Here is a 24,746-nt window from a genome sequence, read left to right as displayed (position 1 = left end):
GCTCCTTGGCCGGGGCCACGGCCGGGGTCACGATCTCGGTGAGTTGTTCATTGGCTCTCCTCCTCAGCCACGAGTCGCAGGGCCTCGGCGAAGCTCTGCTCGATCCTCGCCGGGAATAGCGAGGTGTCCGGCCTTGGCCGGTACCGGAGCTGGTCGGGTGACTCGCCCAGCGCCCGGACGATTTTGCGCGGCGGCGGCCACATGTTGACCCACCGCCGCGAGTTGAGCCGGGGATGGTCACTACCGCGCCGTCCGCCGACGCGGTGCGCAGGCAGGCCGCGCACCTTGTACCGGGCCAGCAGCACCGACCCGTCGTGCTCGTCGAGCAACCACCGGATCCGGTGGGGCTTGTCCTGGACGTGGCGGGGGATCCAGGAGTGCGGCGGGCACAGGACGTGCCACACCTCGCCCCGGGTCTCGTCCCAGCCCCAGCAGTCCCCGGTGTAGACCACGACCTCCAGGCCAGCGGGGTGCGGACGCATCCACGCGACGACCGAGCCGTAGTCCAGGGTCCGGGTCCAGCCCTTGCCCTTGGGGTGCCAGCGGCGGCTCATTCCACCCGCACCTCGTTGCCGTCCTCGTCGACCAGCCGCAGGCGCTTGACCACCTCGATCTCGTCGACCGTGTACTCGGACCCGAAGAACGTCCAGTACGGGTCGACCAGGAAGTCAGGGTCGTTTCCCCGCGTCCCGGCGGTCCTGGTCCAGGTCGTTGTACCGGCCGAGCCCCGACAGGTTGGTCGCCCGCACCAGCGCCAGGTCACCGTGCCTCAGCGGCGTCTCAATCGCCGCCTCCCTCTGCTTGATCAGTCCACAGTCGAGCGGCCGGTGCGCCGCCCGCACGTAGTGTCCCTGCAGCCCCCCAGACCAGGCCGGTGTCGACCAGTCGCTGGAAGAGGTCACAGGTCTCGATGTCGTCCAGCAGCCCGCGCTCGTACCGGACCATGTCGCCGCCCAGTCCCGGCGAGGACTGCGGCAAGCTCAGCTCGTCGCATTCGACTCCTCGGTTGGGTTGTCTTGCGGACCGTGCCGCCTGGCCCCCGTGGAGCGGAGCCAGGTCGGCACGGTCGCTGCGGCGCTTTGGTGTCCCGGACGCCACACCGGGCCGATAGGCTGCTCCGGCACCCCCGGATTGGCAGCAGAGACGACGGCCCTCCCCGGCTCCCCGCCCCTGCGCCCCGTCCCGTAGCCCAGACTTGAACCGGGGAACCTGCCGGTTATGTGTAACGAAATCGTATTGATCGGCGCCTTCATCGCTCTCCGTAGTGGAGGCTGGTCGGCTCGGCGGGCGTGGTCGGCGGGAAGCCGTACCGGTCCGGCAGTTGACAGCTCGACGCCCTGGGCCATGCTTGTCGGGTGAGTTCGTTCCCGAAGCCCGATGCGCGGGTCAAGGCCGTCGTCGCGTCGGTAACGGCGGTGGCGGCGCTGGTGACGTTGGTGGTGTGGCGCCCGGCCGGCATCCTGTCGGTGGTGCTGGCCCTGGTCTGCGTCCTGCTCGGCATGATCGCCGGGGTGGCGGTCACCGCCGCCCGGCAGGCTCCTCCCCGCGCCGACGCGTCCACCGACCAGTGGCCGGCCCCCATGGCGTACGGGGTGGACGCCGACACCCTGGAGGCGATCGACCCCCGCGCGGTCCGGCAGCTCCGCACGCCGGTCGGCGGCTACGCGGGCGACGCCGACACGTTGGAGGCGCTCGACCCACGGGCGGTCCGGGACCTGCGGGCGTCCGGCAGCGGCTACCCGGGCGACGCCGACACCCCGGGCGCACTCGACCCGCGGGCGGTGCGGCAGCAGCGGACGGCGAACGGGATCAGCGACCGGTGAGGGTCGGCACGGCCAGCGCGTCCACGCCCCGCCCCGCCAGGCACCGGTAGGTGCGGTTGGCGCCGGCCGGCGGCAGCACCTCCAGGTTCCAGCCGGTCAGCTGTCGCACTCCGCTGGCCAGCTGGAACGTGTCCACGCTGCAGACCTGCTGGACGGCCGGGTGGGCGACCACCGCGTCGTGGCCCGCGCCGACGAGCGCGGCCGGCAGGTCGCCCTCGGCGTAGCTCTCCCACGTGTGCCGGCCGTCGCAGGGCACCCGGGTCGCCTCGGCCCGGTCGCGGCGCAGCCGCACCGGGCCGTAACACTCCAGTTCGGACGCGCAGTGTGCGCCCGCCGGCAGGCGGACGTCGCCCGCCGCGCAGCCGGGCGGCACCCGCGCCGGCTCGACCGCCCCGCTGGCCACCGGCGTCGGCGACACCACGGCGGGGGCACCGTCGGCCAGCCAGGCGCCCGCACCGGCCGAGGCGGCGAGCGCGAGCACGCCCGCCCCGCCGAGGAACCAGCGCCGCGGCCAGCGGCGGCCGCGGCTCGGCACGGTCGGGTGGGCGTCCTCGGCCGGCGGGCGCGGGCCCGGCTGGCCGGCGCGGGTCAGCGGCTGGCCACCGGTGGTCGGGCCGCCGCTGACCGGAGCCCCCGGATAGGGCGCGCCGCTCACCGGCGCGGCCCCCGGGTCCAGCGGGAGCGCGGCGAGCATGCCGCGCAGCTCGACGGCGGAGGGACGCTCGTCCGGGTCGTTGGCCATGCCGAGCCGCAGCACGTCGATCAGCTCGTCGGGCACCCCGGGCAGGCCGGGGATCGGCTGCTGGAACATCTCCAGCACGGTGACCAGGCTCGGGTTGCGCTCGGACTGCCAGCGCGGCGGACGGCCGTGCATCACCGCGTAGAGGGTGGCGCAGAGCGCGTAGACGTCGACGGCCGGGCTGGGCGGGCTGTGGCTGAACATCTCCGGCGGCGCGTAGGCCGGGGTGAGCACCTCCAGGGTGACCGAGGCGTCGCGCACCTCGGCCAGCACCGCCAGCCCGAAGTCGGCCAGCACCGCCGAATTGAAGTGCGAGTAGAGGATGTTGGCCGGCTTGACGTCGCGGTGCAGCACCCCGGCCGCGTGCGAGTGGGCCAGCGCATCGGCGATCTTCACGCCGAGGTCGCGGGCCTCGACCGCGCCCAACGGGCACCGGCGCATCCGCTCCGCGTACGAGCCGTCGCAGAGCTCCATGATCAGGTAGGGGTGCTGGTCGACGGTGACCCCGACGTCGAAGAGGTCCACCACGTGCGGGTGGGAGGACATCTTGCCGGCGGCCCGCGCCTCGCGCAGGAAACGCGCCTGGTCCCGGTCGCTGTCCAGTGTGCGGTTCTCCACCTTGACCGCGACCTCGCGCCCCACCGAGATCTGGGTGGCCCGGTAGACGGTGGCGTAGCCGCCCCGGGCGAAGACCTCCAGGTCGGTCAGACCGGGCACGATGGGCAGCCGCAGGGCGCCGGGCGGGGTCTCGGTCACGACTCGAAAATACCCAACGGTCCCGGTCGCTCAGCGCACCGCGTCGGTCGCCGGAACCGGGCCCGGACCCGGAGCGGTGTCGTCGGCCGCCGCCGGCCGGCCCGGCCCGCCGGCCGCCCGGCGGGCGTCCCACCACAGGCCGACGGCGGTCGCGACCGCACCCAGGCCCTCCCAGGCCGCGACCCCGAAGAACCGGTCCGGGGCGACGTCGGAGAGCACCGCGATGCTGAAGACGGTGAACGTGACCAGCCGGAACCAGACGGTGAACCGGTAGAACGGCCGCCACTCGGTCGCCACCGCGAGCAGGTAGTAGACCCCCATGTTGAACGAGGCCATCGACGACGCCGTCAGGAACGTGCCGGTGTAGTCACCCGGGGCGCGCTCGGCCGGCACCTCGAAGCCGAGCAGGCGGAGCTGGGTCTCCGGCCAGATCAGCCCCAGCGCGCCGAGCAGCAGCGCCAGAAGCCCGAAGACCGCGATCGTCCAGCCGGCGCCGGAGCGCGGCAGCCTCATCGTCCCTCCCCCAACCGTGGCCGTCGGCGTGGACGGCCCGCTCGCTCGCCCCCACGCTAACCGCCCCCTCCGACGGGCACATCCCCGGAACCGGCAGAACCGGGTGGGGATCAGTGCGCGGCGAGGCGGACGCGGAGCGCGTCGGCGGCGGCCCGCTCGCTGCGCTGCTCGGTGGCGTACGCCAGCCGCACCGCCTCCTCGGCGCTGGCCAGCGCCTCGGCCGGACGGCCGCAGGCCTCGAACGACTCGGCGAGCACCATCCGCGCGATGACCTGGCTGCGCACGTCCTCGGCCGGTGCCGACACGGCCCGCTGCGCCCAGTCCAGCGCCTGCTCGCGCTGGCCGAGGCCGAGCAGCGCGGACGCGTACCGGGCCATGGTCTGGCGGCGGGAGAACAGCAGCGACGGGGTGTTGGCGGCGGTCGTGGCGACCGGGGCGAGCAGCCCCACCGCGGTCGCGGCGTCGCCGGTCGCGAGCCGGGCCATGGCGAGCAGCACCCGGGGCGCCACCTGGGCGGGGGCCTGCGGATTGTGCGGCTCCACGGTGGTCAGCACCGACCGGGCCTCCCGCTCGGCCGTCGCGGCGTCGCCCATGTCGAGTGCCACGAAGCCGCGCAGTGTCCCGGCCATCCCGGTGAGCAGCGGGTGCGTGGTGCGGTCGGCGTACCCGAGGGCGTCGGTGAGCAGGTCGGCGGCGTGCTCCGGCTCGCCCAGCCCGCGCGCCACCACACCGCGCACCACCAGCGCGAAGCCCTGGCCCCAGTCGTCGCCCACCTCGGCGAACTCCCGGTACGCGCGGCGTGCCGCCCGGTCCGCCTCGGCCAGCTCGCCCAGCTCGGCGGTGGCGTACGCCTCGACGGCGCGCAGGGTGCCCACCGCCCACGCCTCGCCGACCCGCTCGCCGAACGGCAGGAACACCTGCGCCATCCGGCACGCCTCGCGGAGCCGGCCGGCCAGCAGCCGGGCGAACGCCGTGGTGCCGCGAAGCCAGGCCCTCCCGTACGGGTCCTTCAGCTCGGCGAAGAGCCGGGCGGCCCGGCCGAGCACCGCGTCGGTGCCGGCGAAGTCGCCCCGGGTCGTGGTGACCCAGGCCAGGTTCTGCAACGACCAGGCCTGCCCGCGCGGGTCCTTCGCGGCAAGGCTGACCTGGTAGGAGGCCGCCAGGCGGCTGCTCGCCTGGCCCAGCCGGCCGGCGATGAAGTCGGCCATGCCGAGCCGGCGCATCGCCGAGGCGCGCATGGTCGGCAGGTTGGCCGCCGTGGCCACCTGCAACGCCTCCTGCCAGCTCCGCTCGGCCCGGGCGGCGTCACCCAGCGTCTGGTGGGCCTGCCCGGCCAGCAGGAGGGCGCTGGTCCGGGTGGCCGCCGCGTCCCCGGCGTTCGCGGCGATCTTCTCGCCGAAGGCGAGCGCGTCGGCCGGGCGACCGATCTGGAGCAGCGCCCGGGCGTGCACCACCTGGTCGGCCAGCGGCACCCCGTCGCGGGCCAGCTCGGCGGCGCGTTCGGCGTACTCGACGGCCATCGCCGGCTCCCCGGACCGCAGCGCGCGGCGGGCGGCCCGGCCCAGCGCGGCCACGCCCAGCGGGGACACCGCCCGGGCCGGCGCGTCCGGGCGGAGCTTGACCGCGTCGGCGAGCGCGGCGGCCCGCTCGACGTGCTGGGCGACGAAGTCGTCCCGGGCGGACTCGGTGAACCCGCCGGCCGCCGTGGTGGTGCCGTCGACGTTCTCCGGTGCCGCCCAGCGGGCCAGCGCGGCGTGCCGCTCGGCCAGCTCGGCCTTGCTCACCCCGGCGTACGCGGCCTCCCGCATGAGCGGGGTGGCGAAGGCGAACCCGGTGCGGGTGCGGTGCAGCATGCGGCGTTGCAGCAGCTCCTCCACGGCCCGGTCCAGCTCGACCGCCGCCACCGCGGCCGGCCGGCCGTCCCGCCCGACGCGCTGCTCGCGCAGCGCCTCCAGCGCGCCGTCGGGCACGATGTCGCCGACCACCGCGGCGTCCCGCAGGACCGAGCGGGCGTCCGGCGGCAGGGCGTCGATACGCGCGGCGAGCACGGCGGCCAGGTCGCGGGAGAGCAGCCGGCTGCCCAGCGAGCCGGGCGCGAGCCGCCAGCCGACGTTGGCGTCCCGCCCCGGGCCGGCGGTCAGCGCCCCCCGCTCCATCAGCAGGGTGACCAGCTCGGCCAGGTAGAACGGGTTGCCCTGGGCGGTGGCGAGCAGCCGGTCGGCGTCGCCCGTGGACAGCTTGCCGCCGCTCAGATAGCTGGTGAGCAGCCGGGAGGCGTCGGCGCCGCGCAGCGGGGGCAGCGCGTGCACCTCGGCGTCCGCGACGCGGGTCAGCGCGCCGGCGGTCCGCACCAGCTCGGGCCGGCCGAGCAGCAGCACCAGCACCGGGCCGCTGAGCCGGTTGAGGGTCAGCGCGAGCGCCTTGATCGTCTCGGCCGTGGCGTCGTGCAGGTCGTCCACCACGATCACCAGCGGCGCCTCCAGGGCGAGCGCGCTGAGCAGCTCGGCGACCGCGTTGGGCACGGCCTCGGCGTCCGGGGGCGGGGAGGCGGCGTTCCACTCGCCGTTCTCGGTGCCGGCGGGGAGTTCGGCGTACCCGAGCAGGGCCAGGAGCTGGTCCACGGCGAGTGGGGGCGGGTCGCCGGGGAGCCGGCCGAGGCGCTGCCCGAGCCGGCGCAGCCGCTCCTCGACGGCCGGCCGGGTGAGCGCCGTGGCCGCGTCGTTGGGCAGGCCGACCGCGGCCCGGACCAGGTCGGCCAGGGGGGCGAGCCGGCGCCGTTCGCCGAACGCGGCGCAGCGCACGGAGAGCACCCGGGCGCCGGTGTGCGCGGCGTACCGGCCGGCGCCGACGTCGTAGCCGGCGGCGAGGCGTTCCACCTCGGCGGCGAACCGGGACTTGCCGATCCCCGCCTCGGCGGTCATCAACAGCACCCGGGGCTCACCCCGGTCGATCACCTCGGCGAGCCGGCCGGCGACCCGGCCGATCTCGGTCTCCCGGCCCACGAAGGGCGCCTCGTCGCCGAGGCCGGACCGGGTGCCCGGCGCGTCCAGCAGGCCGAGCAGCTCGTACGCCTCGACCGGCTCGCGCTTGCCCTTGAGCCGCAGCGGGCGCAGCGCCCGCCAGGAGGCGACGTGCCGGGTGGCGGCGGAGGTGCGACCGCCCGCGTAGACCGCGCCGACGGCGGCGGCGTCGGCGAGCCGGGCGGCGGTGTTCACCGTGTCGCCGATGACCGTGTACTCGATCGCGGCCTGGATGCCGGCGATGACGTCGCCGGTGTTCAGGCCGACCCGCAGGCCGAGCGGCGCGCCACCGCCCCGCTCGTCGTCGAGCACCCGGCGGACCGCCCGCTGCATGGAGAGCGCGGCCCGGACGGCGCGCTCGGCGTCGTCCTCGTGCGCCACCGGCGCGCCGAAGACCGCCATGATCCCGTCGCCGGTGAGCTTGTCGACGTGCCCGCCGAAGGTCTTGACCGCGCCCGCCAGGGCGGCCAGCACCCGGTCCGTGACGGCGCCGACCCGTTCCGGGTCGAGGTCCTCCGACCAGGAGGTGAAGTCGGAGAGGTCGCCGAAGAGCACGGTGACGACCCGCCGCTCGGCGGCGGGCAGCGTGGCGGCGGCCGGCAGGGCGGCTCCGCAGTTGTGGCAGAACCGCGCGCCGGGTACGGCGACGGTTCCACACACCGGGCAGGTCACGGCAGCTCCAACCCCGTACCCCCGGCGCCGGATTCCCGGGGGCTCACCCCGAGGTACTCCAGCTGGGCCCGGACCGACCATTCGGCGGCCCACCACAGCGACCGGTCGACGTCCGCGTAGACGCGCTCGACGACCTCGGGCGCGGTGGTCGCGCCGGCGGCGACCGCCGCGCGGACCTGGTCGAGGCGCGCCCGCCGGTGGGCCAGGTAGAACTCGGCCGCCACACCGCAGTCGGCCAGCGCCGGGCCGTGCCCGGGCAACGCCCGGATCCCCCGGTACGTGGCGAGCAGCTCCAGGCTGGAAAGGTAGTCGCCGAGGTGCCCGTCCGGGTGGGCGACCACGGTGGTGCCCCGCCCGAGGATGGTGTCGCCGGTGAGCACGACCCGCTCGTCGCCGTGCCCGACCAGGAAGCAGACCGAGTCGGCGGTGTGCCCGGGGGTGGAGAGCAGGCGGATGTCCAGGCCGGCGTCGAGCGGAGTGTCCGGGGTCAGCGGCGCGCCGCCGACGGTGTGCGCCGGGTCGACGGCGAGGACGGGCGCCCCGCCGAGCAGCTCACTGAGCCGCGGCGCGCCCTCGGTGTGGTCGGCGTGCCCGTGGGTGATCAGCACGAAACCGACCGGGCCGTGCGCGGCGAGCGCGGCCAGGTGCTCCTCGTCGGCCGGGCCGGGGTCGACCACCACGGCGTGCTCGGCGCCCGGGGCGCGCAGCACCCAGGTGTTCGTGCCGTCGAGCGTCATCGGCCCCGGGTTGGGGGCACGCACCAGCGTCACCCACTCCGGCAGCTCGTCCGCGAGCGCCCCTGCGGCTCCGGTCACAGGCCCCATGGCAGCGATCGTACGACCCCGCCCGCCACTGCCCGCGATCTTGCGGTGCCGCCAGGAGTTATGTCCCCTTGCGGGTCGTCTGCCCCTCCGGCACCGGCAAGATCACGGGTACGCGGCGTCAGGCGACCTCGACGATGACCTCGACCTCGACGGGGGCGTCCAGGGGCAGCTCGGCGACGCCCACCGCGCTGCGGGCGTGCCGGCCGGCCTCGCCGAAGACGGCGCCGAACAGCTCGGAGGCGCCGTTGACCACGCCGGGCTGGCCGGTGAAGCCGGGCGCGCTGGCCACGAAGCCGGTCAGCTTGACGATCTTGACCACGTTCTCCAGCCCGACCAGCGAGTCGACCGCGGCGAGCGCGTTCAACGCGCACCGCTGCGCCAGGTCCTTCGCCTGCTCGGCGGAGACGCCGTTGCCGACCTTGCCGGTGGCGAGCAGCTTGCCCTCGGCGATCGGGAGCTGGCCCGAGACGTAGACGTGCTGCCCGGACTGGACGGCCGGCACGTAGCTGGCCAGCGGCGACGCCACCTCGGGCAGGGTCAGGCCGAGTTCCGCGAGCTTCGCGTGCGGTCCGTTGCTCATGCCCGTCAGCCCTTCGGGCGCTTCAGGTAGGCGACGAGCTGCTCCGGGTTCGGACCGGGTACCACGGAGACCAGCTCCCAGCCGTCCTCGCCCCAGTTGTCGAGGATCTGCTTGGTCGCGTGGACCAGCAACGGGACCGTGGCGTATTCCCACTTCTGCATCGGGTGAAGGCTCCCTTGCCTGACATGGACTGCGGTCAGGCACAGCCTACGGTCCGCCGCCGTTACGGGGACGCGGGACGCTGCTCGGGCGTACCGGAGGGCTCGCCGCAGGGGCCCTCGTGCTCGTACTGCTGGGGGCAGCGGCTGCGGTCGGACAGCAGGAGGTCGCAGAAGACCCGGTGCCGGTTGTTCTGGTCGTCGGCCGTGGAAACGGTGGTCTCGCCGGCGTCCAGCTCGCTGAGGAAGCCCAGCGAGGTGGCCACGGTGCCGGCGAGCGCGGTGGCCGCCGCCAGGTCGGGGACCCGGACCGGCAGGTGGATGACGTAGCCGGGCTCCTCCTCCTCGCGGCCCCGCCCGGCCGGCCGGCCCAGGGTGCGCACCACCTCGGCGGGCGGGCGGTAGGACCGCTCGTTGAACGGCGCTCCCGCGCCGGGCCCCTCGGCGTCGCCGGGCCGTCCGGCCCGCTCGCCGGGGAACTGGGCTCGGGGAATGTTCTCCGCGTCGCGCATCCGCTGCCTCCGGGCCTCATACCTGTTCACCGTCACCACCATCCGGCTCGGAACCCGTCGCCGGTCCGGCCCCCCGCGTCGCGACGAACGTAGGACCTGCCGGGAGTCCCGGCAACGGGACGCGCACACCCGGTCACCTCCAGTCACATATGCGACACATCCCCGATCGGGAAAGCGGCGGCGGGCTCACGTCCGGCGCGGCGCGGCGCGGCGTACGCGGGGCTGGCAAGCCGTCCGCCGACCGCTACCCTTCCGGTCTGGATGAGTGCCCGCGCTCGCCCGCCACGCTCGATCACGTGTCCGTCGCCTGGGGCGGCGTCGGCGCGCCGCACCCCGGGGGAACGACATGACCCAACCGCCCATCGGTGGCGCCGCCGGCTCGCCCGGAGGTCCCGCCCACCAGGAGCCGACCGCCGGCGCCACGCCGGCCCCCGGCGACCCGGCCACGCCCGGCTACCCGCCGCACCCGCAGCCGGCGGCTCCGAAGAAGCGGCGCGGCCTGCTGATCGCCTCGATCGTGCTGGCCGCGGCGGTCCTGCTCTGCGGCGGTGGCGGCACGGCCGCGTTCCTCACCCTGCGCCAGGCCGAGGACGGCCAGGGCGCCAAGGAGCCGACGGTCGCCGTGGACGGCTTCCTCACCGCGGTCTACAAGGACCGGGACGCCCGCGCGGCGGCCACCTTCGTCTGCTCGGCGTCGCGCGACGACGAGAAGATCGCCGCCAAGGTCGCCGAGGTGCGGAAGTACGCCGGGCAGTACCAGAACGCGCGGTTCCGCTGGACCACCCCGAAGGTGGACAACCAGACCGGGGACCGGGCCACGGTCAGCACCAGGGTCACCATGACCACCGCCGACGAGAAGACGGCCGACCAGGAGCTGCGCTTCACGGTGGTGCGGAAGACGGGTTGGTGGGTCTGCGAGGTCGCCTGACCGCGACGGCTGGATAGGCTCGACGGGTGGCAGCGACTGAGCAGCCGGCCGAGTCCGCCGGCAGATGGCCGGCCCGCCTGCACGTGGTGACCGGCAAGGGCGGCACGGGCAAGACCAGCGTGGCGGCGGCGCTGGCCCTCGGGCTGGCCGCCGGCGGCCGGCGCACCCTGCTGGTCGAGGTGGAGGGGCGGCAGGGCATCGCCCAGCTCTTCGGCACCGACCCGCTGCCCTACGAGGAGCGGCACCTGACCGACGCGCCGGGCGGCGGCGAGGTGCGTGCCCTGGCGGTCGACGCCGAGGAGGCGCTCCTCGAATACCTGGACATGTTCTACAAGCTCGGCGCGGCCGGCCGCGCGCTGCGCAAGCTGGGCGCCATCGACTTCGCCACCACCATCGCCCCGGGCCTTCGGGACGTGCTGCTCACCGGCAAGGTCAAGGAGGCGACCACCCGGACCAGCGGGCAACGCCGGGCGTACGACGCGGTGGTGCTGGACGCGCCGCCGACCGGGCGGATCGGCCGCTTCCTCAACGTCACCGCGGAGACCGCCCGGCTGGCCAAGGTGGGTCCGATCAAGACCCAGAGCGAGGGGGTCTCGGCGCTGCTCCGGTCGCCGATGACCGCGGTGCACGTGGTCACGCTGCTGGAGGAGATGCCGGTCCAGGAGACCGTCGACGCGATCGCCGAGCTGACCAAGCTCGGCTTCCCGGTCGGCCGGGTGATCGTCAACGGGGCCCGGCCCCCGGTGCCGGCCGACCGCCCGGTGACCGCCGCCGAGCTCAAGCGCGGGCTGGCCGCCGCCGGCCTGCCGACCGACGCCGGGACCGTGGCCGGCCTCGCCGCCGAGGCCCGTGACCAGCAGGTACGCCGGGAGCTGGAGGATTCGCTCCGCGCCGACCTGGTGGAGCTGGGCCTGCCCCTGACCGAGCTGCCGCTGCTGCCCGGCGGGGTCGACCGGGCGGGGCTGGAGGCGCTGGCCGAGACGCTCGTCCGGGCGGATTGACTCACACCTGCGGCCGGCACGGAGCAGAGAGACCCTCGAGACCGATACGCTCGATTGGTGCCTTCCGAAGACGCGGCGCCACCGCTGGACGTCGACCAGATCCTCGCCGATCCGGGCGTGCGGATCGTGGTCTGCTGCGGGGCGGGCGGAGTGGGCAAGACGACCACCGCGGCGGCCCTGGCGCTGCGAGCGGCCGAACAGCACGGCCGGCGGACGGTGGTGCTCACCATCGACCCGGCCCGCCGGCTGGCCCAGTCGCTCGGCCTGACCGAGCTGGACAACACCCCACGCCAGGTCAAGGGCATCGACGTCGAGTCCAGCGGCGGCCAGTTGCACGCCATGATGCTCGACATGAAGCGCACCTTCGACGACGTGGTGCTCCAGCACACCGACCCGGCGAAGGCGGCGGAGATCTTCGCCAACCCCTTCTACCAGGCCATGAGCTCCACCTTCGCCGGCACGCAGGAATACATGGCGATGGAAAAGCTGGGCCAGCTGCACGCCCGGGGCGAGTGGGACCTCATCGTGGTGGACACCCCGCCGTCGCGCTCGGCGCTGGACTTCCTGGACGCGCCGGCCCGGCTCTCCCGCTTCCTGGACGGGCGGATGCTGCGGCTGCTGCTGGCCCCGGCCCGCAGCGGCGGACGGAGCATGTTCAGCCTGGTGACGGCCAGCTTCGGGATGTTCTCGAAGGTGGTGCAGAAGGTGATCGGCGCGCAGCTGCTCACCGACCTGTCCGGCTTCGTCGCCGCGCTGGACTCGATGTTCGGCGGGTTCCGGCAGCGGGCCGAGCAGACGTACCGGATCCTCCAGGCCCGCGAGACGGCGTTCCTGCTGGTCGCGGCACCGGAACCGGACGCGGTCCGCGAGGCCGCCTACTTCGCCGGCCGGCTGGGCGCCGAGCGGATGCCGCTCGCCGGCCTGGTGCTCAACCGGGTGCACCGGCCGGCGGTGCCGGACCTGTCCGCGGCGGACAGTCTGGCCGCGGCGGAGCGGCTGGCGGGTGCGGGCGGGCACGAGCGCACCGCCGAGGTGCTGCGGGCGCACGCCACGCTGGCCGAGCAGGCGGCCCGCGAGGAGCGGGTGGCGGCCCGGTTCACCGAGGCGTTCCCGGCGGTGCCGGCGGTGTCGGTGACGGCGCAGCCCGCCGACGTGCACGACGTCGACGGGCTGCGGACGATCGGCGAGGCGATCAGCCGGCACTGAGCGGCGCGACCGACCGGCGCGTCGGTCAGTTGGCCGTGGTCACGAGGACCTTGTCCCGACCGGCCTTCTCCTTGGCGTTCTTCTTCATGGCCGCCTCGAACATCTTGCGCCAGCTGGTGACCTGCGGATGACGCCGCAGCAGCGCCCGGCGTTCGCGTTCGGTCATGCCACCCCACACACCGAACTCGATCCGGTTGTCGAGCGCGTCGGCCAGGCACTCGTACCGAACTGGGCAGCTCCGGCAGATCCTTTTCGCCACGTTCTGTTCGGCGCCCTGTACGAACAACGCGTCCGGGTCCCCGTTCTGACACGCCGCCAGTGACGGCCAGTCAGTGATCATGCCCATCTGTACACGTCCCCCCTTGCAGTACCTACCGACTTCGCGCGACCAGCCGTCGAATTCCCCCCGGTCGTCCGGGCCGGCCTCCCCAGGGCGGCGCGGACGACGTGTGGCTGCTGTCGCCGCCACCATCATGCTGTGTAGTCGCCTGATTACGCAACGTTGTCGGCGAAATCCATCATTCCGGACACTCCCGGCTTCCCGGGCTTTCGCCCGCCGTCTACCCCGCCGGAGTAGGTGGAAACGCTGCGCCACTCCTCCGTTCGGAGGAGACTTCTGCCAGGTTTCACGCAACCACGCACCGGGGTTCGTGCGTTTAGCACAACGAGACCGGCGCGCGCAGGAAATGGGGAAACTTCCCCGCGCGCCCCTCGTTCCCTACTCGCGTACCCTGTCGAGGTGACCTGGATGCGGAAACGTGACCACAACGTGCTGACCAACGCCGCATCGCTACTCATCTGTGGCCTGTTGGCCGGCGTGGTGGTCGCTGCAGCGGCCTTCCCCGCGGTGGCGATGTCCGGACTGGCCGCCAAGGCCGGAGCCGAGACCTTCGGCGCGCTCCCCACCGAACTGACGGTGGCCCGGGCCCCGCAGATCACCTACCTGCTGGCCTCCGACGGCAAGACGCCGCTGGCCACCATGTACGACGAGAACCGGCGCGACGTGAAGCTCAAGGACATCTCGCCGCTCATGCAGAAGGCCATCATCGCGGCCGAGGACCACGACTTCTACAAGCACAACGGCGTGGACCTCAACGGTGTGGCCCGGGCCTTCGTCAACAACCAGTCCGGGACGAACTCGCGGCAGGGCGCCTCGACGCTCACCATGCAGTACGTCCGGCTCGCCATCTCCTACTCGGCGACGCACCCGGCCGACGTGGTGGCCGCGACCGAGGACACCAGCGCCCGCAAGCTGCGCGAGATGCGCTACGCGCTCCAGATCGACAAGGAGCTCTCCAAGGACGAGATCCTGGAGCGCTACCTGAACATCGCCGCCTTCGGCAACGGCGCGTACGGCATCTACGCCGCCAGCCAGGTCTACTTCAACAAGCCGCCGAGCAAGCTCGACATCCAGGAGTCGGCGTTGCTCGCCGGCCTGGTGAAGGCGCCGACCTCGTTCGACCCCACCACCCCGGCCGGCTACCCGGACGCGGTGGACCGGCGCAACTACGTCATCGACAACATGGTGCAGATCGGCGCCATCACGAAGGAGCAGGCCGACCAGGCCAAGCAGATCAAGCTCACGGTGGCGAAGAAGCGCACCCCGAACGGCTGCGTCGCCACCAACACCCGGTCCTGGGGCTTCTTCTGCGACTACTTCTACCGCTGGTGGCTCCAGCAGGAGACCTTCGGCTCCACCTCCTACGACCGGGAGCGGCGGCTGAAGAGCGGTGGCTACACCATCGTCACCTCCCTCGACGTACAGGCGCAGAAGGGCGCCGACAAGGCGGTCCGCAACCAGCTGAGCGAGAGCAGCACGGCCGCCCGGATGGTGGCCGCCATCGAGCCGGGCAGCGGCCGGGTCCGCGCCATCGCGGTCAACCGGAACTTCAAGCTCGACGACCCGGACCACCCGCAGAACAAGATCTCCAGCGACCCGAAGAAGGCCAAGAAGAAGATCCGGGGCAACCGCCCGAACACGGTCAACCCCCTGGTCACCGGCGGCGGCGGCATCACCGGCTACCAGGCCGGCTCGACCTTCAAGATCTTCACTGTGGTGGCGGCCCTGGAGAAGGGCTACCCGCTCAGCTACACCATCAACGCCCAGCACCAGTTCAAGTCGGAATACATCATCGACTCGGGCAACCCGGCCGCCTGCACGGGCACGCACTTCTACTGCCCGCAGAACGCCGGGAAGTCGATGGCGGGCGTGCACACCATCTGGAGCGCCTTCGGCGCCTCGGTCAACACCTTCTTCGTCGAGCTCCAGCAGCGGGTCGGCGCGGAGAACGTGGTGAAGGCCGCCGAGAAGCTGGGCATCACCTTCCGCGCCTCCAACGACGCCAAGTTCGCCGCCAACAAGGACGCCGCGCACCAGTGGGGCGCGTTCACCCTGGGCGTCTCGCAGACCACTCCGCTGGAGCTGGCCAACGCGTACGCCACCCTGGCGGCCGACGGGAAATACTGCGAGCCGATCCCGGTGCAGGAGATCCGGGGCCCGGACGGCGAGAAGCTGGACATCGCCAACCCGCACTGCGAGCAGCGGATCAGCACGCAGGTGGCCCGGGCTGCCGTGGACGCCGCGCGCTGCCCGGTGGGTGACCACTCCTCGACCTCGAAGTGCAAGAACGGCACCGCGGGCAACGTCCGCGGCATCGTCGACGCCCCGGTGGCCGGCAAGTCCGGTACCACCGACGGGGACAAGACCTCCGCCCTGGTCGCCATGACCAAGCAGTACGCGGTGGCCGGCATCGAGGCCGACCCGGACTGGCCGCAGACCAACCAGCGGATGAAGCACAACGAGGTGCCGTGGGGCATCAACCCGGCGGTCTACCAGACGCTGCGCGCCGCCATGATCGGCAAGGAGCGGATCGACTTCACCCCGCCGAGCGGGAAGATCATCGAGGGTGACCAGCGCGCCATCCCCGGGGTGAAGTGCGAGTCCATCGACACCGCCAAGTCGCGGCTGCGCGGCGCCGGCTTCGAGCCGGTGGTCGCCAGCCAGAAGACCCCGTCGGAATGTCCGGTGGGCACCGCGGCCGGCACCAGCCCGGACGGGCGCACCATCAAGGACGGCGTGGTGACCATCGAGGTCAGCGCCGGCGGCGGTCAGCCGAAGCCCGGCACCGGCACCGGCCCCGGCGGGCCGGTGGTCCCGCCGCCCAACGGGGGCCGCCCGGGCCGACCGCGCGGCTGACCCGAGCAACGCCAGCGGGCGGGCACCCCACCGGGTGTCCGCCCGCTTCGTCGTCGGACGAGTGCGGTCAGAGACCGAGCTGGCGGCGTACCTCCGCGGCGACCCGGCCGCCCTCGGCCCGGCCCGCCACCGCGGCCTGGGCCGCCTTCATGGCCGGGCCCATCTGCGCCTTGCCGGTGAAGCCGCCCGCGGCGAGCGCCCCCGAGACCAGCTCGGCCAGCTCGTCGTCGGAGAGCTGCTTCGGCAGGTAGCGCTCCAGCACCTCACCCTCGGCGGTCTCCTTGCCGGCCTGCTCGGCGCGGCCCGCGTCGGCGAAGGCGGTCGCCGCCTCGCGGCGCTTCTTCGCCTCCTTGGTCAGCACCGCGAGCACCTCGTCGTCACTCAGCTCGCGCTTCTCCCTGCCGGCGACCTCGGCGTTACCGACGGCCGCGAGGGCCATCCGCAGCGTGGAGGTGGTCAGCTCGTCGCGCGCCTTGAGTGCGGCGCGCATGTCGGCGGTGAGGCGGTCCTTCAGCGTGCTCATGGACGGTCAAACTACCCTGAACGCCATGCGAAAGCGCACACTATTCCGGCTCGCGGCCGGCACCGTCGCCGCCGGGGCGGCCACCCTGGCGTACGCGTCGCTCATCGAGCGCAACATGTTCACCCTGCGCCGGTACGACGTACCGGTGCTCCCGACCGACGCCGAGCCGCTGCGCGTACTGCACCTGTCGGACCTGCACATGATGCCCGACCAGCGGCGCAAGCAGGACTGGGTGGCCTCGCTGGCCGCCCTCGACCCCGATCTCGTGGTGGTCACCGGGGACAACATGGCCCACCCGGACGCGGTGCCGGGCGTGCTGCGCGCCCTGCAACCGCTGCTCGACCTGCCCGGCGCCTTCGTCTTCGGCTCCAATGACTACACCGGGCCGGTGTGGAAGAACCCGTTCACCTACTTCCTGCCCGACCGGGAGTACACCGAGGGCGTGTCGCTGCCGTACGAGGAGCTGCGCGACGTCTTCACGGGCGCCGGCTGGGTGGACCTCAACAACGCGCGGACCACCCTCAAGGCCGGAGGCCGGGAGATCGAGCTGGCCGGCGTGGACGACCCGCACATCGAGCGGGACGACTGGGCGGCCGTCGCCGGGCCGGTCAGCGCCGGCGCGGCGCTCTCCATCGCCCTGGCCCACTCCCCGGAGCCGGCCGTGCTGGACCAGATGGCCGCCGACGGCTTCGGGCTCCTGCTCGCCGGGCACACCCACGGCGGACAGGTCTGCGTGCCCGGCTACGGCGCGCTGGTCACCAACTGCGGGTTGCCCCGGTCGATGGCGCGCGGGCTGCACCGCTGGCCCGGCTCGGACTCCTGGCTGCACGTCTCGGCCGGCCTGGGCACCCATCCCACCGCGCCGGTCCGCTTCGCCTGCCCGCCCGAGGCGAGCGTCCTCACCCTGATCCCCCGCTGACCTCACGACCCCAGGGGTACCGAGTTTGACCATCGGAGCGGGTGGGCTACTATTTGTCGGCACGCCTCGGGGTGTGGCGCAGCTTGGTAGCGCGCTTCGTTCGGGACGAAGAGGTCGTCGGTTCGAATCCGGCCACCCCGACCAGAGGTAAAGGCCAGGTGAGGACTCTCCTCACCTGGCCTTTTGCTATACCCCGACGATCTTCTTCACGGCTCTGATCGCCTGCTAGTCGCCAGTTCCGTCCCCGTCAGCATCAAAAGTCAGCGGAAAGTCAGCCAACGAGTCTCTGACCTTCTCCGCGCCGGCCTCCAAGGCGTGCCGTACCGGTCAAGGACGACCAGGGACCTACTGCGTGTTTGAAAAGGTGCTCCTAGCCGGTTGATCTCTAAACGGCCAGGTCTCGGGCGGACGGTTGCAGGAGTTGGTCCTTCTGCGGGAGTCGATACCGTACGCCCCATGTCGCAGTGGAGATCCATCCGACGCTTGGTCCGGCAGCATCCCCGGCGCCTACAGCTCGCCCTGCTCGTCGCGCTGGGGCTCGTGACCGGCTTCACTCTCGGGCGACTACTACCCGGTCACACCGTGACACCCAAACGAATCACCGGCACGGTGACCTGGTCGAACCAGGAGACCAGCACAATCGGTTTTGACGCCGACGGCGACGAGCCGACCAGGTTTTACTCCGTCGTCGGTGAGTACTGGATCGACGCGAACGGTGGTCGGCACCTCGGCGGCTATCCCAGCTGCCTGTCCGGCCAGCAAGACGACCCCGTGCGCTCGGACCGAAGGCGGGTCGAACTGGGGGTCATCCACCCAGAGGACTACGACCCTGCTCCCGACATCGCCGTAACCGTTCGGTGCTTCGGCTGAGCGTCGGACTCGGACTCCGTCTCAAACACGCTTAGAAGACCTCGGGGCTCCGCCCCGAACCCCGACCCTCCTCAGAGATGCCGCCGCGGATCACCTCGCCGGGCACCACAAGGCCTACCAGCCTCCCCGGACGTTGCCAAGGCCGTTCGGCTGGTGAGGCGCTCCACCTTGTCCCCCGTCCGGGAGGCTGGACGGTCTGGCGACTGCCCGATGAGGAGATCCGCACCTATTAGCCGACCGCAACCAAACAGTCCTCGGCCTTAATCCCAGCAAGATCGCAGATCGCCACGTCTGCTTCCCCCTCGGATCGGTGCTGCTGGATTACGGCTGCCGCCCCGCGCATCCCCGCGCCAAAGCAGGTCGGGTTCTGCTGCACGACCTCTGCAAGAATCCTGCTGCGCGCGTCCTCGACGGTCGTTCGCTTGCTCTCGTTCAACCCGAGCTGTCGCGGTGCCTGTATTTGCTTCCGGAGCTGATCGGCGCGGCTCGCGAATTCCTGCTCGGCCTGCTCACACACCGCAGACTGCTTGGCGGGGCCACGATGGCTGACGGTGCCGATGGCGTACCCGCCCCCCGCAAGTGCAACTGCCCCTGCGCTCAGCAGCGCGATCACCGCTCGTCTCATGGCGCGGGATCCTATCGGCCCAGGTCTGAGCCCTCACCGGGCCATCCACGGGCCAGTAGCCGGGGTGCGCCGCGGTCATGAGGGGCCACGAGGCGCAGTCGCGCCGACTGCCGACCGCAGGCGCTTCGGCCATCACGACCGGCTGAGCGCGCTCTTCCAAACTGAAGGTGCGACACGACCTCACGGCCGCGGCGCCCATTCACTCGCCATCGAAGCCCCTGAACGTGCCGGACTCATCGGTGGCGTCGGCGAAGTCGTCGAAGCCCATGTTCGCGATCGTCAGGTTGGCAGAGACGTCGGCGTACCAGCGGGGCGGCAGCCGGAACGTTCGACCGGGCTCGGTGTACAGGTCAACGGCGAGCAGCGGGTGCTCGTCGTCCGTCATGGTCGTCGCGTCGGCGAGGAAGAGGTAGGTCAACTTGTCGTCGTCGCTCGCGGCGGCATCAATGTCAACCAACTCCTGGACGGTCATACCGACGTACACCGGGTCGCTGACGTAGGTAGCGCTGGGGTACGCGTCAAGGCTGTCGATGGCCGCTTTCAGCGTGTCCCAGGCTGGGTCGTCGTTGAAGTCGGTACGCAAGACCACGGAAGTCAGGTCGGCCGGTTGAGGCAGGGAGGCCATGCCATGGATCTTCGCAGGCTGCGCGTCAGCAGAAAATCAGCGAACGCCTGACAACGGTTCCCCATCAACGAACCGGAGACTGCTGCCGACCCTAGGTCACGGCGAACGGCCAACAGCGGCCGATAGCGGCTGACAGCACCGACGACTGTTCGGGCCGAAGAGGTCGTCGGTTCGAATCCGGCCACCCCGACCAGAGGGAGAGAGGCCGCATCCGGGTCCACCGGGTGCGGCCGCTTCGCTTAAGCAGACCCGCCGCCACACGACGGGCTGTGGCGGGGCTCACGGTCATCCGGCACGGCCGCGTAGCTGGTCCGGCGCCGGATCGCAAGCGTCTCGCCACGGGCGGTTGATCCATCTTCCTGGCAAGGTTGATGTCATGGCCGCCATGATCCGATCCCGCCTGACCGATTGGACCACCGTCCTACCCGTGATCGCGGTCCTGGTGCTCGCGGCCACCTGGGGCCGGGAGCTGCCCGGCCCGCTGGTCGTGGTGGTGTCCGCGCTGCTCGCGGGGGCCGTGCTGGCGGCCGTGCACCACGCCGAGGTGGTGGCGCACAAGGTGGGTGAGCCGCTCGGCTCGCTGGTGCTCGCGGTGGCGGTCACCGTGATCGAGGTCGGGCTGATCGTCACGCTGATGATCAGCGGCGGTGACAAGACGCAGGCGCTGGCCCGGGACACGGTCTTCGCCGCCGTGATGATCACCTGTAACGGGATACTCGGCCTGTCCCTGCTGCTGGGCGCGCTGCGCCGCCGGGTGGCGGTGTTCAACCCGGACGGGTGGGGCGCTGGCCACCGTGGCCACGCTCGCCACTCTCAGCCTCGTGGTGCCGACCTTCACCAGCCGGCCCGGCCCGCAGTTCTCCCCCGCGCAGCTCGCCTTCGCGGCGGTCGCCTCGCTCGCCCTGTACGGCCTGTTCGTGATGGTGCAGACCGGCCGGCACCGCGACTACTTCCTGCCGGTGACGCAGGAGGGCAGCATCATTCCCGAGGACGCCGACGGCGACGGGCACGCCGATCCGCCGTCCACGCGTACCGCTCTGGCCAGCCTGGTGCTGCTGGTGGTGGCGCTGGTCGCGGTGGTCGGCGACGCGAAGACCATCTCCCCGGCGATCGAGGCGGGCGTCGAGGCGGCGAACCTGCCGCCGGCGTTCGTCGGCGTGATCATCGCCCTGCTGGTGCTGCTGCCGGAGACCCTCGCCGCCGCCCGGGCGGCCCGCCGGGACCGGGTGCAGATCAGCCTCAACCTGGCGCTCGGTTCGGCCATGGCCAGCATCGGCCTGACCATCCCGGCCATAGCGCTGGCCTCGATCTGGCTGGAGGGTCCGCTGCTGCTGGGCCTGGGCGGCACGCAGATGACGCTGCTCGCGCTGACCGCGGTGACCGGCGTGCTCACGGTGGTGCCGGGTCGCGCGACCGTGCTCCAGGGCGGGGTGCACCTGGTGCTGCTCGCCGCGTTCGTCTTCCTCGCCGCCAGCCCGTGACCCGCTCCGGCGGTGGTCAGTCCTGCAGTTCGGTGCGGGCGACCTCGGTGAAGGCCGCCGTCAGGTAGTCGGCCAGGGGCCGGCCGGTGGCCGCCAGCAGGTCGGCGACGAGCAGCGGGGCGTGCCGGGCGATCGCGGCCGGATCCGGCGGTGCGTCGTCGTCGCCCGGGTCGTAGACGCCGAGCGCGCTGGCCAGCAGCACGAGGAGCACGTGCGGGTCGACGTCGGGCCGCCATCCCGCGGTGGACCGGACGCACCGCTCCAGCACCTGACGGACGTCGTCGCCGTCCAGCCCGTCCGGGTGGCTCTCCTCCAGCAGCAGCCGGACCACGCCGCCGAGCACCAGCCCGGCCCGGTCCGCGGCGGTGAGCCGCTCGACCGCCGGCTCGTACGCCCCGGCGTCCCGGGCCTGCGCGGCGCCGACCGCCTCGGTGGCGGCCTGCGCGATCTCGCGGGCCGGGGCGGGCAGGTGGCGCCAGGTGGTGGTCACCGCGCCAGCATGGCAGACGGCGTTAATTTGCTCACCCGCCGGCTCTGCCGAGCGCGTAACCGGCGCTAATCGGGTCGCGGGTCGTCGTACCCGGCACCAAGAATGCAGCCATGCTGCGCCGCGCCCTGCCCGCCCGTCCCGAAGCCCGCCGCCTCCTGATCGGCACCCTGCTGTCGGCCGTCGGGCGCGGCCTCACCCTGCCCTTCCTCTTCATCTACCTCACCGACGTCCGCGGGCTGAGCGACGCCCGCGCCGGCCTGGTGATCGGCTGGTTCGGCGCCGTGACGCTGGCGCTGTCGCCGCTGGGCGGCACGCTGATCGACCGGTTCGGCGCGCGCCGGGTGGTGCTGCCCTGCCTGGCCGTCGAGGCGATCGGCACCGGCTCGCTGGCGCTGGTCGACTCGACCGCGTCGGCGTTCGGCGTGATGACGCTGATCGCGGTGGGCAGCTCGGCGATCTGGTCCGGTCAGAACACGATCCTCGCCTCGCTCACCGGCGACGGTGAGCGGCAGCGGGTGTTCGGGTTGAACTTCGCGCTGCTCAACCTGGGCATCGGTGTGGGTGGCCTGATCTCCGGCGCGGTGGTCGACGTGGCCCGGCCGGTCACCTTCCAGGCCATCTACGTGCTGGACGCGATCAGTTACCTGATGCCGGGCCTGATCCTGCTGACCCTGCCGCATGTCGGTCACCGCCTGGTCCAGGACCGGGCGGCGGGCGCTGCTTCGGGGGCCGGGGGCTACCTGACCGTGCTGCGGGACCGGCCGTTCCGCCGGCTGGTCATCTTCGGCCTGGTCCTCACCACCTGCGGCTACGCGCAGATCGAGGTGGGCTTCGCCGCGTACTCGGTGCGGGTGGTGGAGGTGTCCCCCCGGGTGGTGGCCTGGGCGCTCGCCGGCAACACCGTGATGATCGTGCTCTCCCAGCTGCTGGTGATCCGCCGGATGGAGGGCCGGAGCCGGACGGGCGCGCTCGCCGCGGTGGGCGCGGTCTTCGCGACCGCCTGGCTGGTCCTCGGCGCGGCCGGTCTGATCGGCACGGGCAACGCGCTGCTCGCGGCGCTCGGCGTGGTGGCCTGCTCGGCGATCTTCGGGTTCGGCGAGACGATGCTGTCGCCGGTGATGCCGGCGCTGACCAACGCGCTCGCCACGGACGAGCTGCGCGGCCGGTACAACGCCATGAGCTCGATGATTTTCGGGATCAGCGGCGTCATCGGCCCCGTCACCGCGGGCCCGCTGATCGGCGCGGCGCACGGCCGGCTCTGGGTGGCGGTCGTGGTGGGCGGCTGCCTCACCGCCTCGGTGCTGGCCCTGTCCCTGCGGCGGCTGCTCACCGGCGTCCAGGACGGCCGCGTCGCCGCCGTGGTCCGGGAGCCGGCGCCCGCACACGCCTGACCCTGTCGCGGCACACGAACGGGCCCCGGAGCGGATGCTCCGGGGCCCGTCCGTCGTGCGGGTCGGCCCGTCAGGCGGCCGGGACCTCCGCGGTGGTCTGGATCCGGTCCAGCGCCGGCGCGGAGACCGGCGACTTCTCGGTCAGGTACGCGGTGAAGGCGTCCAGGTCGATCAGGCCGGTGACGGCGTTCGTGCCACCGGTGAGGACGCTGAAGCCGTCGCCACCGCCGGCGAGGAAGTTGTTCACCGTGACCCGGTAGGTCGCGGTGTCGCTCACCGGGGTGCCGTTGATGGTGAGGCTGCCCCGGACCACGCGGGTGCCGGTGCACGGCGACGCGGCCGGCGCGGTGGTGCCGTTGACGTCGACGACGTAGTGCACGGTCGAGGACGCGTACAGCACCTTGGCGGTGGTGAACTGCTGCTCCAACATGCAGTAGAGCTGCGCGCCGGTCAGGTCCAGGGTCACCAGGTTGTTGGCGAACGGCTGGACGGTGAACGCCTCGGCGTAGGTGACCGGGCCGGCGTCGAGGTCGGCGCGGACACCACCGGGGTTCATGAACGCGGCGACCGCGTTCTGCTCGTTGTCGGTGGCGGCGAGCTGGGCGTCGGCGATCACGTTGCCCAGCGGTGACTCACCGGTCTGGTACGTCGGCTTGCCGTTGACGTCGACCCCGGTCTGGTACAGGTTCTCCTGGGTCTTGGTGAGCACGCTCGTGGTCTCGCCGACCACCTTGTCGGCCACCGGGCCGAGGGCGGTCTTGTAGTGGGTGATCAGGTCGTTCGTGTCTTCGTCCGGATCGATGGTCCGGGTGACCACGACGTTGTTCGCCGACGCGCTGACGATGTCCCGGCTCCGCCGGTCGATCTTCAGGTCGATGTCGGTGACCAGACGGCCGAAGGAGCTGGCGCTGGTGACCAGCTTGCCGTTGATGTTGCAGTTGTACGCGGCGTGGGTGTGCCCGCTGACGATCACGTCGATCGACGGGTCCATCCGGTTGGCGATGTCCACGATCGGGCCGCTGAACCCGGTGCAGTCGTTGATCCCGCCGCCGTTCTGCACGCCACCCTCGTGCAGCAGCACGACGATGGACTGCACGCCCTGGGCCTGGAGGATTCGGGCGTACTTGTTGGCGGTGTCCGCCTCGTCGGCGAAGGACAGGCCGGCGACGCCCTGCTGGCTGACGATCTGCGGGGTGCCCTCGAGGGTCATCCCGATGAAGCCGATCTTGACACCGTCGATCTTCTTGATGCCGTACGGCGGCAGCAGCGGCTTGCCGGTGGCGGTCTTGAAGGCGTTCGCCGAGAGGTACTGGAAGTTGGCGCCCGTGAACGGGGTGCCGTCGGCGCAGCCGTCCACCGGGTGGCAGCCGCCGTTCTGCATCCGGAGCAGCTCGGTGGCGCCCTCGTCGAACTCGTGGTTGCCGACGCTGGTGAACTCGAGCCCGGCGAGGTTCATCTCCTCGATGGTGGGCTCGTCGTGGAACGCGGCGGAGAGCAGCGGGGAGGCGCCGATCAGGTCACCGGCGGCGACCGTGACGGTGTGCTCCCGCTCCTCCTCCGTGGTGCCACGGAGCTTGTCGAGGTGGGCGGCCAGGTATGCCGCGCCACCGGCGGTCTGCCCGTCGATGGTGCCGCTGGAACCGGTCGGCGGTTCCAGGTTGCCGTGGAAGTCGTTGATGGCGAGCAGCTTGACGTCGATCGGCTTCGAGCGGGCCGAGGCCTGGTCGGGGTGTACGGCGACCGCGGTGAACGCGGTGGCGGCGAGTGCGGCCAGGCCGACGGCGGCCCGGCGGCGCATCCCGGGGACGGACATGGAACTCCTCGTGAGATACCGGCGCGTGGTGTCCGGACGATGGTTCGCCCGGTGACCCTGACCGTGCCGTGACAGGGGTCG

Annotated in this window: 24 protein-coding genes, 1 tRNA gene and 1 pseudogene; 10 read left to right on the top strand and 16 right to left on the bottom strand. The window is 72.6% G+C overall.

What is annotated here, in order from left to right; all coding sequences use genetic code 11:
• Positions 1-47: 47 nt before the first annotated feature.
• Genes RMN56_RS13105 through RMN56_RS32855 form a run of 3 tightly spaced genes read right to left on the bottom strand, consistent with a single transcriptional unit; the run spans position 48 to position 945 of the window.
• Positions 48-554 (bottom strand): hypothetical protein, encoded by a 507-nt coding sequence (locus tag RMN56_RS13105; RefSeq protein WP_313724056.1) that lies wholly within the window; start codon positions 552-554, stop codon positions 48-50.
• Positions 551-763, bottom strand: coding sequence for a hypothetical protein (locus RMN56_RS13100; protein WP_313724055.1), 213 nt, complete (start codon positions 761-763; stop codon positions 551-553). The genes RMN56_RS13105 and RMN56_RS13100 overlap by 4 nt, the downstream gene beginning before the upstream one ends.
• Positions 764-780: 17 nt before the next feature.
• Positions 781-945, bottom strand: coding sequence for a DUF7417 domain-containing protein (locus tag RMN56_RS32855; protein WP_446685816.1), 165 nt, complete (start codon positions 943-945; stop codon positions 781-783).
• Between the two features lie 410 nt (positions 946-1,355).
• Between RMN56_RS32855 and RMN56_RS13095 the strand changes: the two genes are divergently transcribed.
• Positions 1,356-1,823, top strand: coding sequence for a hypothetical protein (locus RMN56_RS13095; protein ID WP_313724054.1), 468 nt, complete (start codon positions 1,356-1,358; stop codon positions 1,821-1,823).
• Here RMN56_RS13095 and RMN56_RS13090 read toward each other — a convergent pair.
• The 7 genes from RMN56_RS13090 to RMN56_RS13060 all read right to left on the bottom strand — a co-directional run bounded on the left by RMN56_RS13090 (position 1,810) and on the right by RMN56_RS13060 (position 9,597).
• The gene (locus RMN56_RS13090; protein ID WP_313724053.1) at positions 1,810-3,318 is read right to left on the bottom strand and encodes a serine/threonine-protein kinase; all 1,509 of its coding nucleotides are present in this window, start codon (positions 3,316-3,318) and stop codon (positions 1,810-1,812) included. The two genes, RMN56_RS13095 and RMN56_RS13090, sit on opposite strands and share 14 nt — an antisense overlap.
• 30 nt (positions 3,319-3,348) lie before the next feature.
• A complete protein-coding gene (locus RMN56_RS13085; RefSeq protein WP_313724052.1) occupies positions 3,349-3,831 on the bottom strand; it encodes a hypothetical protein in 483 nt (160 codons plus the stop codon).
• A 110-nt stretch (positions 3,832-3,941) separates the two neighbouring features.
• On the bottom strand, positions 3,942-7,523 hold the full coding sequence (locus RMN56_RS13080) for an adenylate/guanylate cyclase domain-containing protein (RefSeq protein ID WP_313724051.1): 3,582 nt from the start codon (positions 7,521-7,523) through the stop codon (positions 3,942-3,944).
• On the bottom strand, positions 7,520-8,347 hold the full coding sequence (locus RMN56_RS13075) for an MBL fold metallo-hydrolase (protein ID WP_313724050.1): 828 nt from the start codon (positions 8,345-8,347) through the stop codon (positions 7,520-7,522). The genes RMN56_RS13080 and RMN56_RS13075 overlap by 4 nt, the downstream gene beginning before the upstream one ends.
• A 118-nt stretch (positions 8,348-8,465) precedes the next feature.
• On the bottom strand, positions 8,466-8,927 hold the full coding sequence (locus RMN56_RS13070) for a RidA family protein (protein WP_313724049.1): 462 nt from the start codon (positions 8,925-8,927) through the stop codon (positions 8,466-8,468).
• A 5-nt stretch (positions 8,928-8,932) separates the two neighbouring features.
• The gene (gene sp36 / locus RMN56_RS13065) at positions 8,933-9,088 is read right to left on the bottom strand and encodes a Sp36 family protein (RefSeq protein ID WP_013289021.1); all 156 of its coding nucleotides are present in this window, start codon (positions 9,086-9,088) and stop codon (positions 8,933-8,935) included.
• 62 nt (positions 9,089-9,150) lie between these two features.
• Positions 9,151-9,597: a hypothetical protein gene (locus tag RMN56_RS13060; protein WP_313724734.1), complete on the bottom strand. Its 447-nt coding sequence runs from the start codon at positions 9,595-9,597 to the stop codon at positions 9,151-9,153.
• 346 nt (positions 9,598-9,943) lie between these two features.
• On the opposite strand from RMN56_RS13060, the gene RMN56_RS13055 reads away from it, so the two are divergent.
• Genes RMN56_RS13055 through bagB form a run of 3 tightly spaced genes read left to right on the top strand, consistent with a single transcriptional unit; the run spans position 9,944 to position 12,732 of the window.
• Complete coding sequence (locus RMN56_RS13055) at positions 9,944-10,525, top strand: Rv0361 family membrane protein (protein ID WP_313724048.1); 582 nt, start codon at positions 9,944-9,946, stop codon at positions 10,523-10,525.
• 26 nt (positions 10,526-10,551) lie between these two features.
• The gene (gene bagA, locus RMN56_RS13050) at positions 10,552-11,526 is read left to right on the top strand and encodes an ATPase BagA (RefSeq protein ID WP_313724047.1); all 975 of its coding nucleotides are present in this window, start codon (positions 10,552-10,554) and stop codon (positions 11,524-11,526) included.
• 54 nt (positions 11,527-11,580) lie between these two features.
• A complete protein-coding gene (gene bagB, locus RMN56_RS13045) occupies positions 11,581-12,732 on the top strand; it encodes an ArsA family ATPase (RefSeq protein WP_313724046.1) in 1,152 nt (383 codons plus the stop codon).
• A 25-nt stretch (positions 12,733-12,757) separates the two neighbouring features.
• Here bagB and RMN56_RS13040 read toward each other — a convergent pair whose 3' ends face one another.
• The gene (locus tag RMN56_RS13040) at positions 12,758-13,078 is read right to left on the bottom strand and encodes a WhiB family transcriptional regulator (protein ID WP_091266889.1); all 321 of its coding nucleotides are present in this window, start codon (positions 13,076-13,078) and stop codon (positions 12,758-12,760) included.
• Positions 13,079-13,480: 402 nt separating this feature from the next.
• Between RMN56_RS13040 and RMN56_RS13035 the strand changes: the two genes are divergently transcribed.
• On the top strand, positions 13,481-15,928 hold the full coding sequence (locus RMN56_RS13035) for a penicillin-binding protein (RefSeq protein ID WP_313724045.1): 2,448 nt from the start codon (positions 13,481-13,483) through the stop codon (positions 15,926-15,928).
• A 67-nt stretch (positions 15,929-15,995) separates the two neighbouring features.
• Here the strand turns inward: RMN56_RS13035 and RMN56_RS13030 are convergent, their stop codons facing one another.
• Positions 15,996-16,451 carry a GatB/YqeY domain-containing protein gene (locus tag RMN56_RS13030; protein WP_313724044.1) on the bottom strand — a complete coding sequence of 152 codons (456 nt, stop codon included), beginning with the start codon at positions 16,449-16,451 and terminating at the stop codon, positions 15,996-15,998.
• 25 nt (positions 16,452-16,476) lie between these two features.
• Between RMN56_RS13030 and RMN56_RS13025 the strand changes: the two genes are divergently transcribed.
• The 3 genes from RMN56_RS13025 (at position 16,477) to RMN56_RS13015 (ending at position 18,240) form a co-directional block, all read left to right on the top strand.
• On the top strand, positions 16,477-17,370 hold the full coding sequence (locus RMN56_RS13025) for a metallophosphoesterase (protein WP_313724043.1): 894 nt from the start codon (positions 16,477-16,479) through the stop codon (positions 17,368-17,370).
• Positions 17,371-17,437: 67 nt separating this feature from the next.
• Positions 17,438-17,514 (top strand) — tRNA-Pro (locus tag RMN56_RS13020).
• A gap of 312 nt (positions 17,515-17,826) precedes the next feature.
• A complete protein-coding gene (locus tag RMN56_RS13015) occupies positions 17,827-18,240 on the top strand; it encodes a hypothetical protein (RefSeq protein WP_313724042.1) in 414 nt (137 codons plus the stop codon).
• 229 nt (positions 18,241-18,469) lie between these two features.
• Here the strand turns inward: RMN56_RS13015 and RMN56_RS13010 are convergent, their stop codons facing one another.
• Positions 18,470-18,865, bottom strand: a complete 396-nt coding sequence (locus RMN56_RS13010; protein WP_313724041.1) for a hypothetical protein — start codon at positions 18,863-18,865, stop codon at positions 18,470-18,472.
• A gap of 199 nt (positions 18,866-19,064) precedes the next feature.
• Positions 19,065-19,490, bottom strand: coding sequence for a DUF6924 domain-containing protein (locus RMN56_RS13005; RefSeq protein ID WP_313724040.1), 426 nt, complete (start codon positions 19,488-19,490; stop codon positions 19,065-19,067).
• 385 nt (positions 19,491-19,875) lie between these two features.
• Here RMN56_RS13005 and RMN56_RS13000 point away from each other — a divergent pair.
• Positions 19,876-20,971 (top strand): annotated as a pseudogene (locus tag RMN56_RS13000) (calcium:cation antiporter).
• Positions 20,972-20,987: 16 nt separating this feature from the next.
• Here RMN56_RS13000 and RMN56_RS12995 read toward each other — a convergent pair.
• The gene (locus RMN56_RS12995; protein ID WP_313724039.1) at positions 20,988-21,461 is read right to left on the bottom strand and encodes a hypothetical protein; all 474 of its coding nucleotides are present in this window, start codon (positions 21,459-21,461) and stop codon (positions 20,988-20,990) included.
• Between the two features lie 110 nt (positions 21,462-21,571).
• Between RMN56_RS12995 and RMN56_RS12990 the strand changes: the two genes are divergently transcribed.
• Positions 21,572-22,852 (top strand): MFS transporter, encoded by a 1,281-nt coding sequence (locus RMN56_RS12990; protein WP_313724038.1) that lies wholly within the window; start codon positions 21,572-21,574, stop codon positions 22,850-22,852.
• Positions 22,853-22,922: 70 nt separating this feature from the next.
• On the opposite strand, the gene RMN56_RS12985 is transcribed toward RMN56_RS12990, so the two are convergent.
• Positions 22,923-24,665 carry a bifunctional metallophosphatase/5'-nucleotidase gene (locus RMN56_RS12985; RefSeq protein ID WP_313724037.1) on the bottom strand — a complete coding sequence of 581 codons (1,743 nt, stop codon included), beginning with the start codon at positions 24,663-24,665 and terminating at the stop codon, positions 22,923-22,925.
• Positions 24,666-24,746 lie beyond the last annotated feature (81 nt).

This window comes from Micromonospora halotolerans (genome assembly GCF_032108445.1).
GTDB classification, from domain to species: Bacteria; Actinomycetota; Actinomycetes; order Mycobacteriales; family Micromonosporaceae; genus Micromonospora; species Micromonospora halotolerans.
This window is presented reverse-complemented; position numbering and strand designations above follow the sequence as displayed.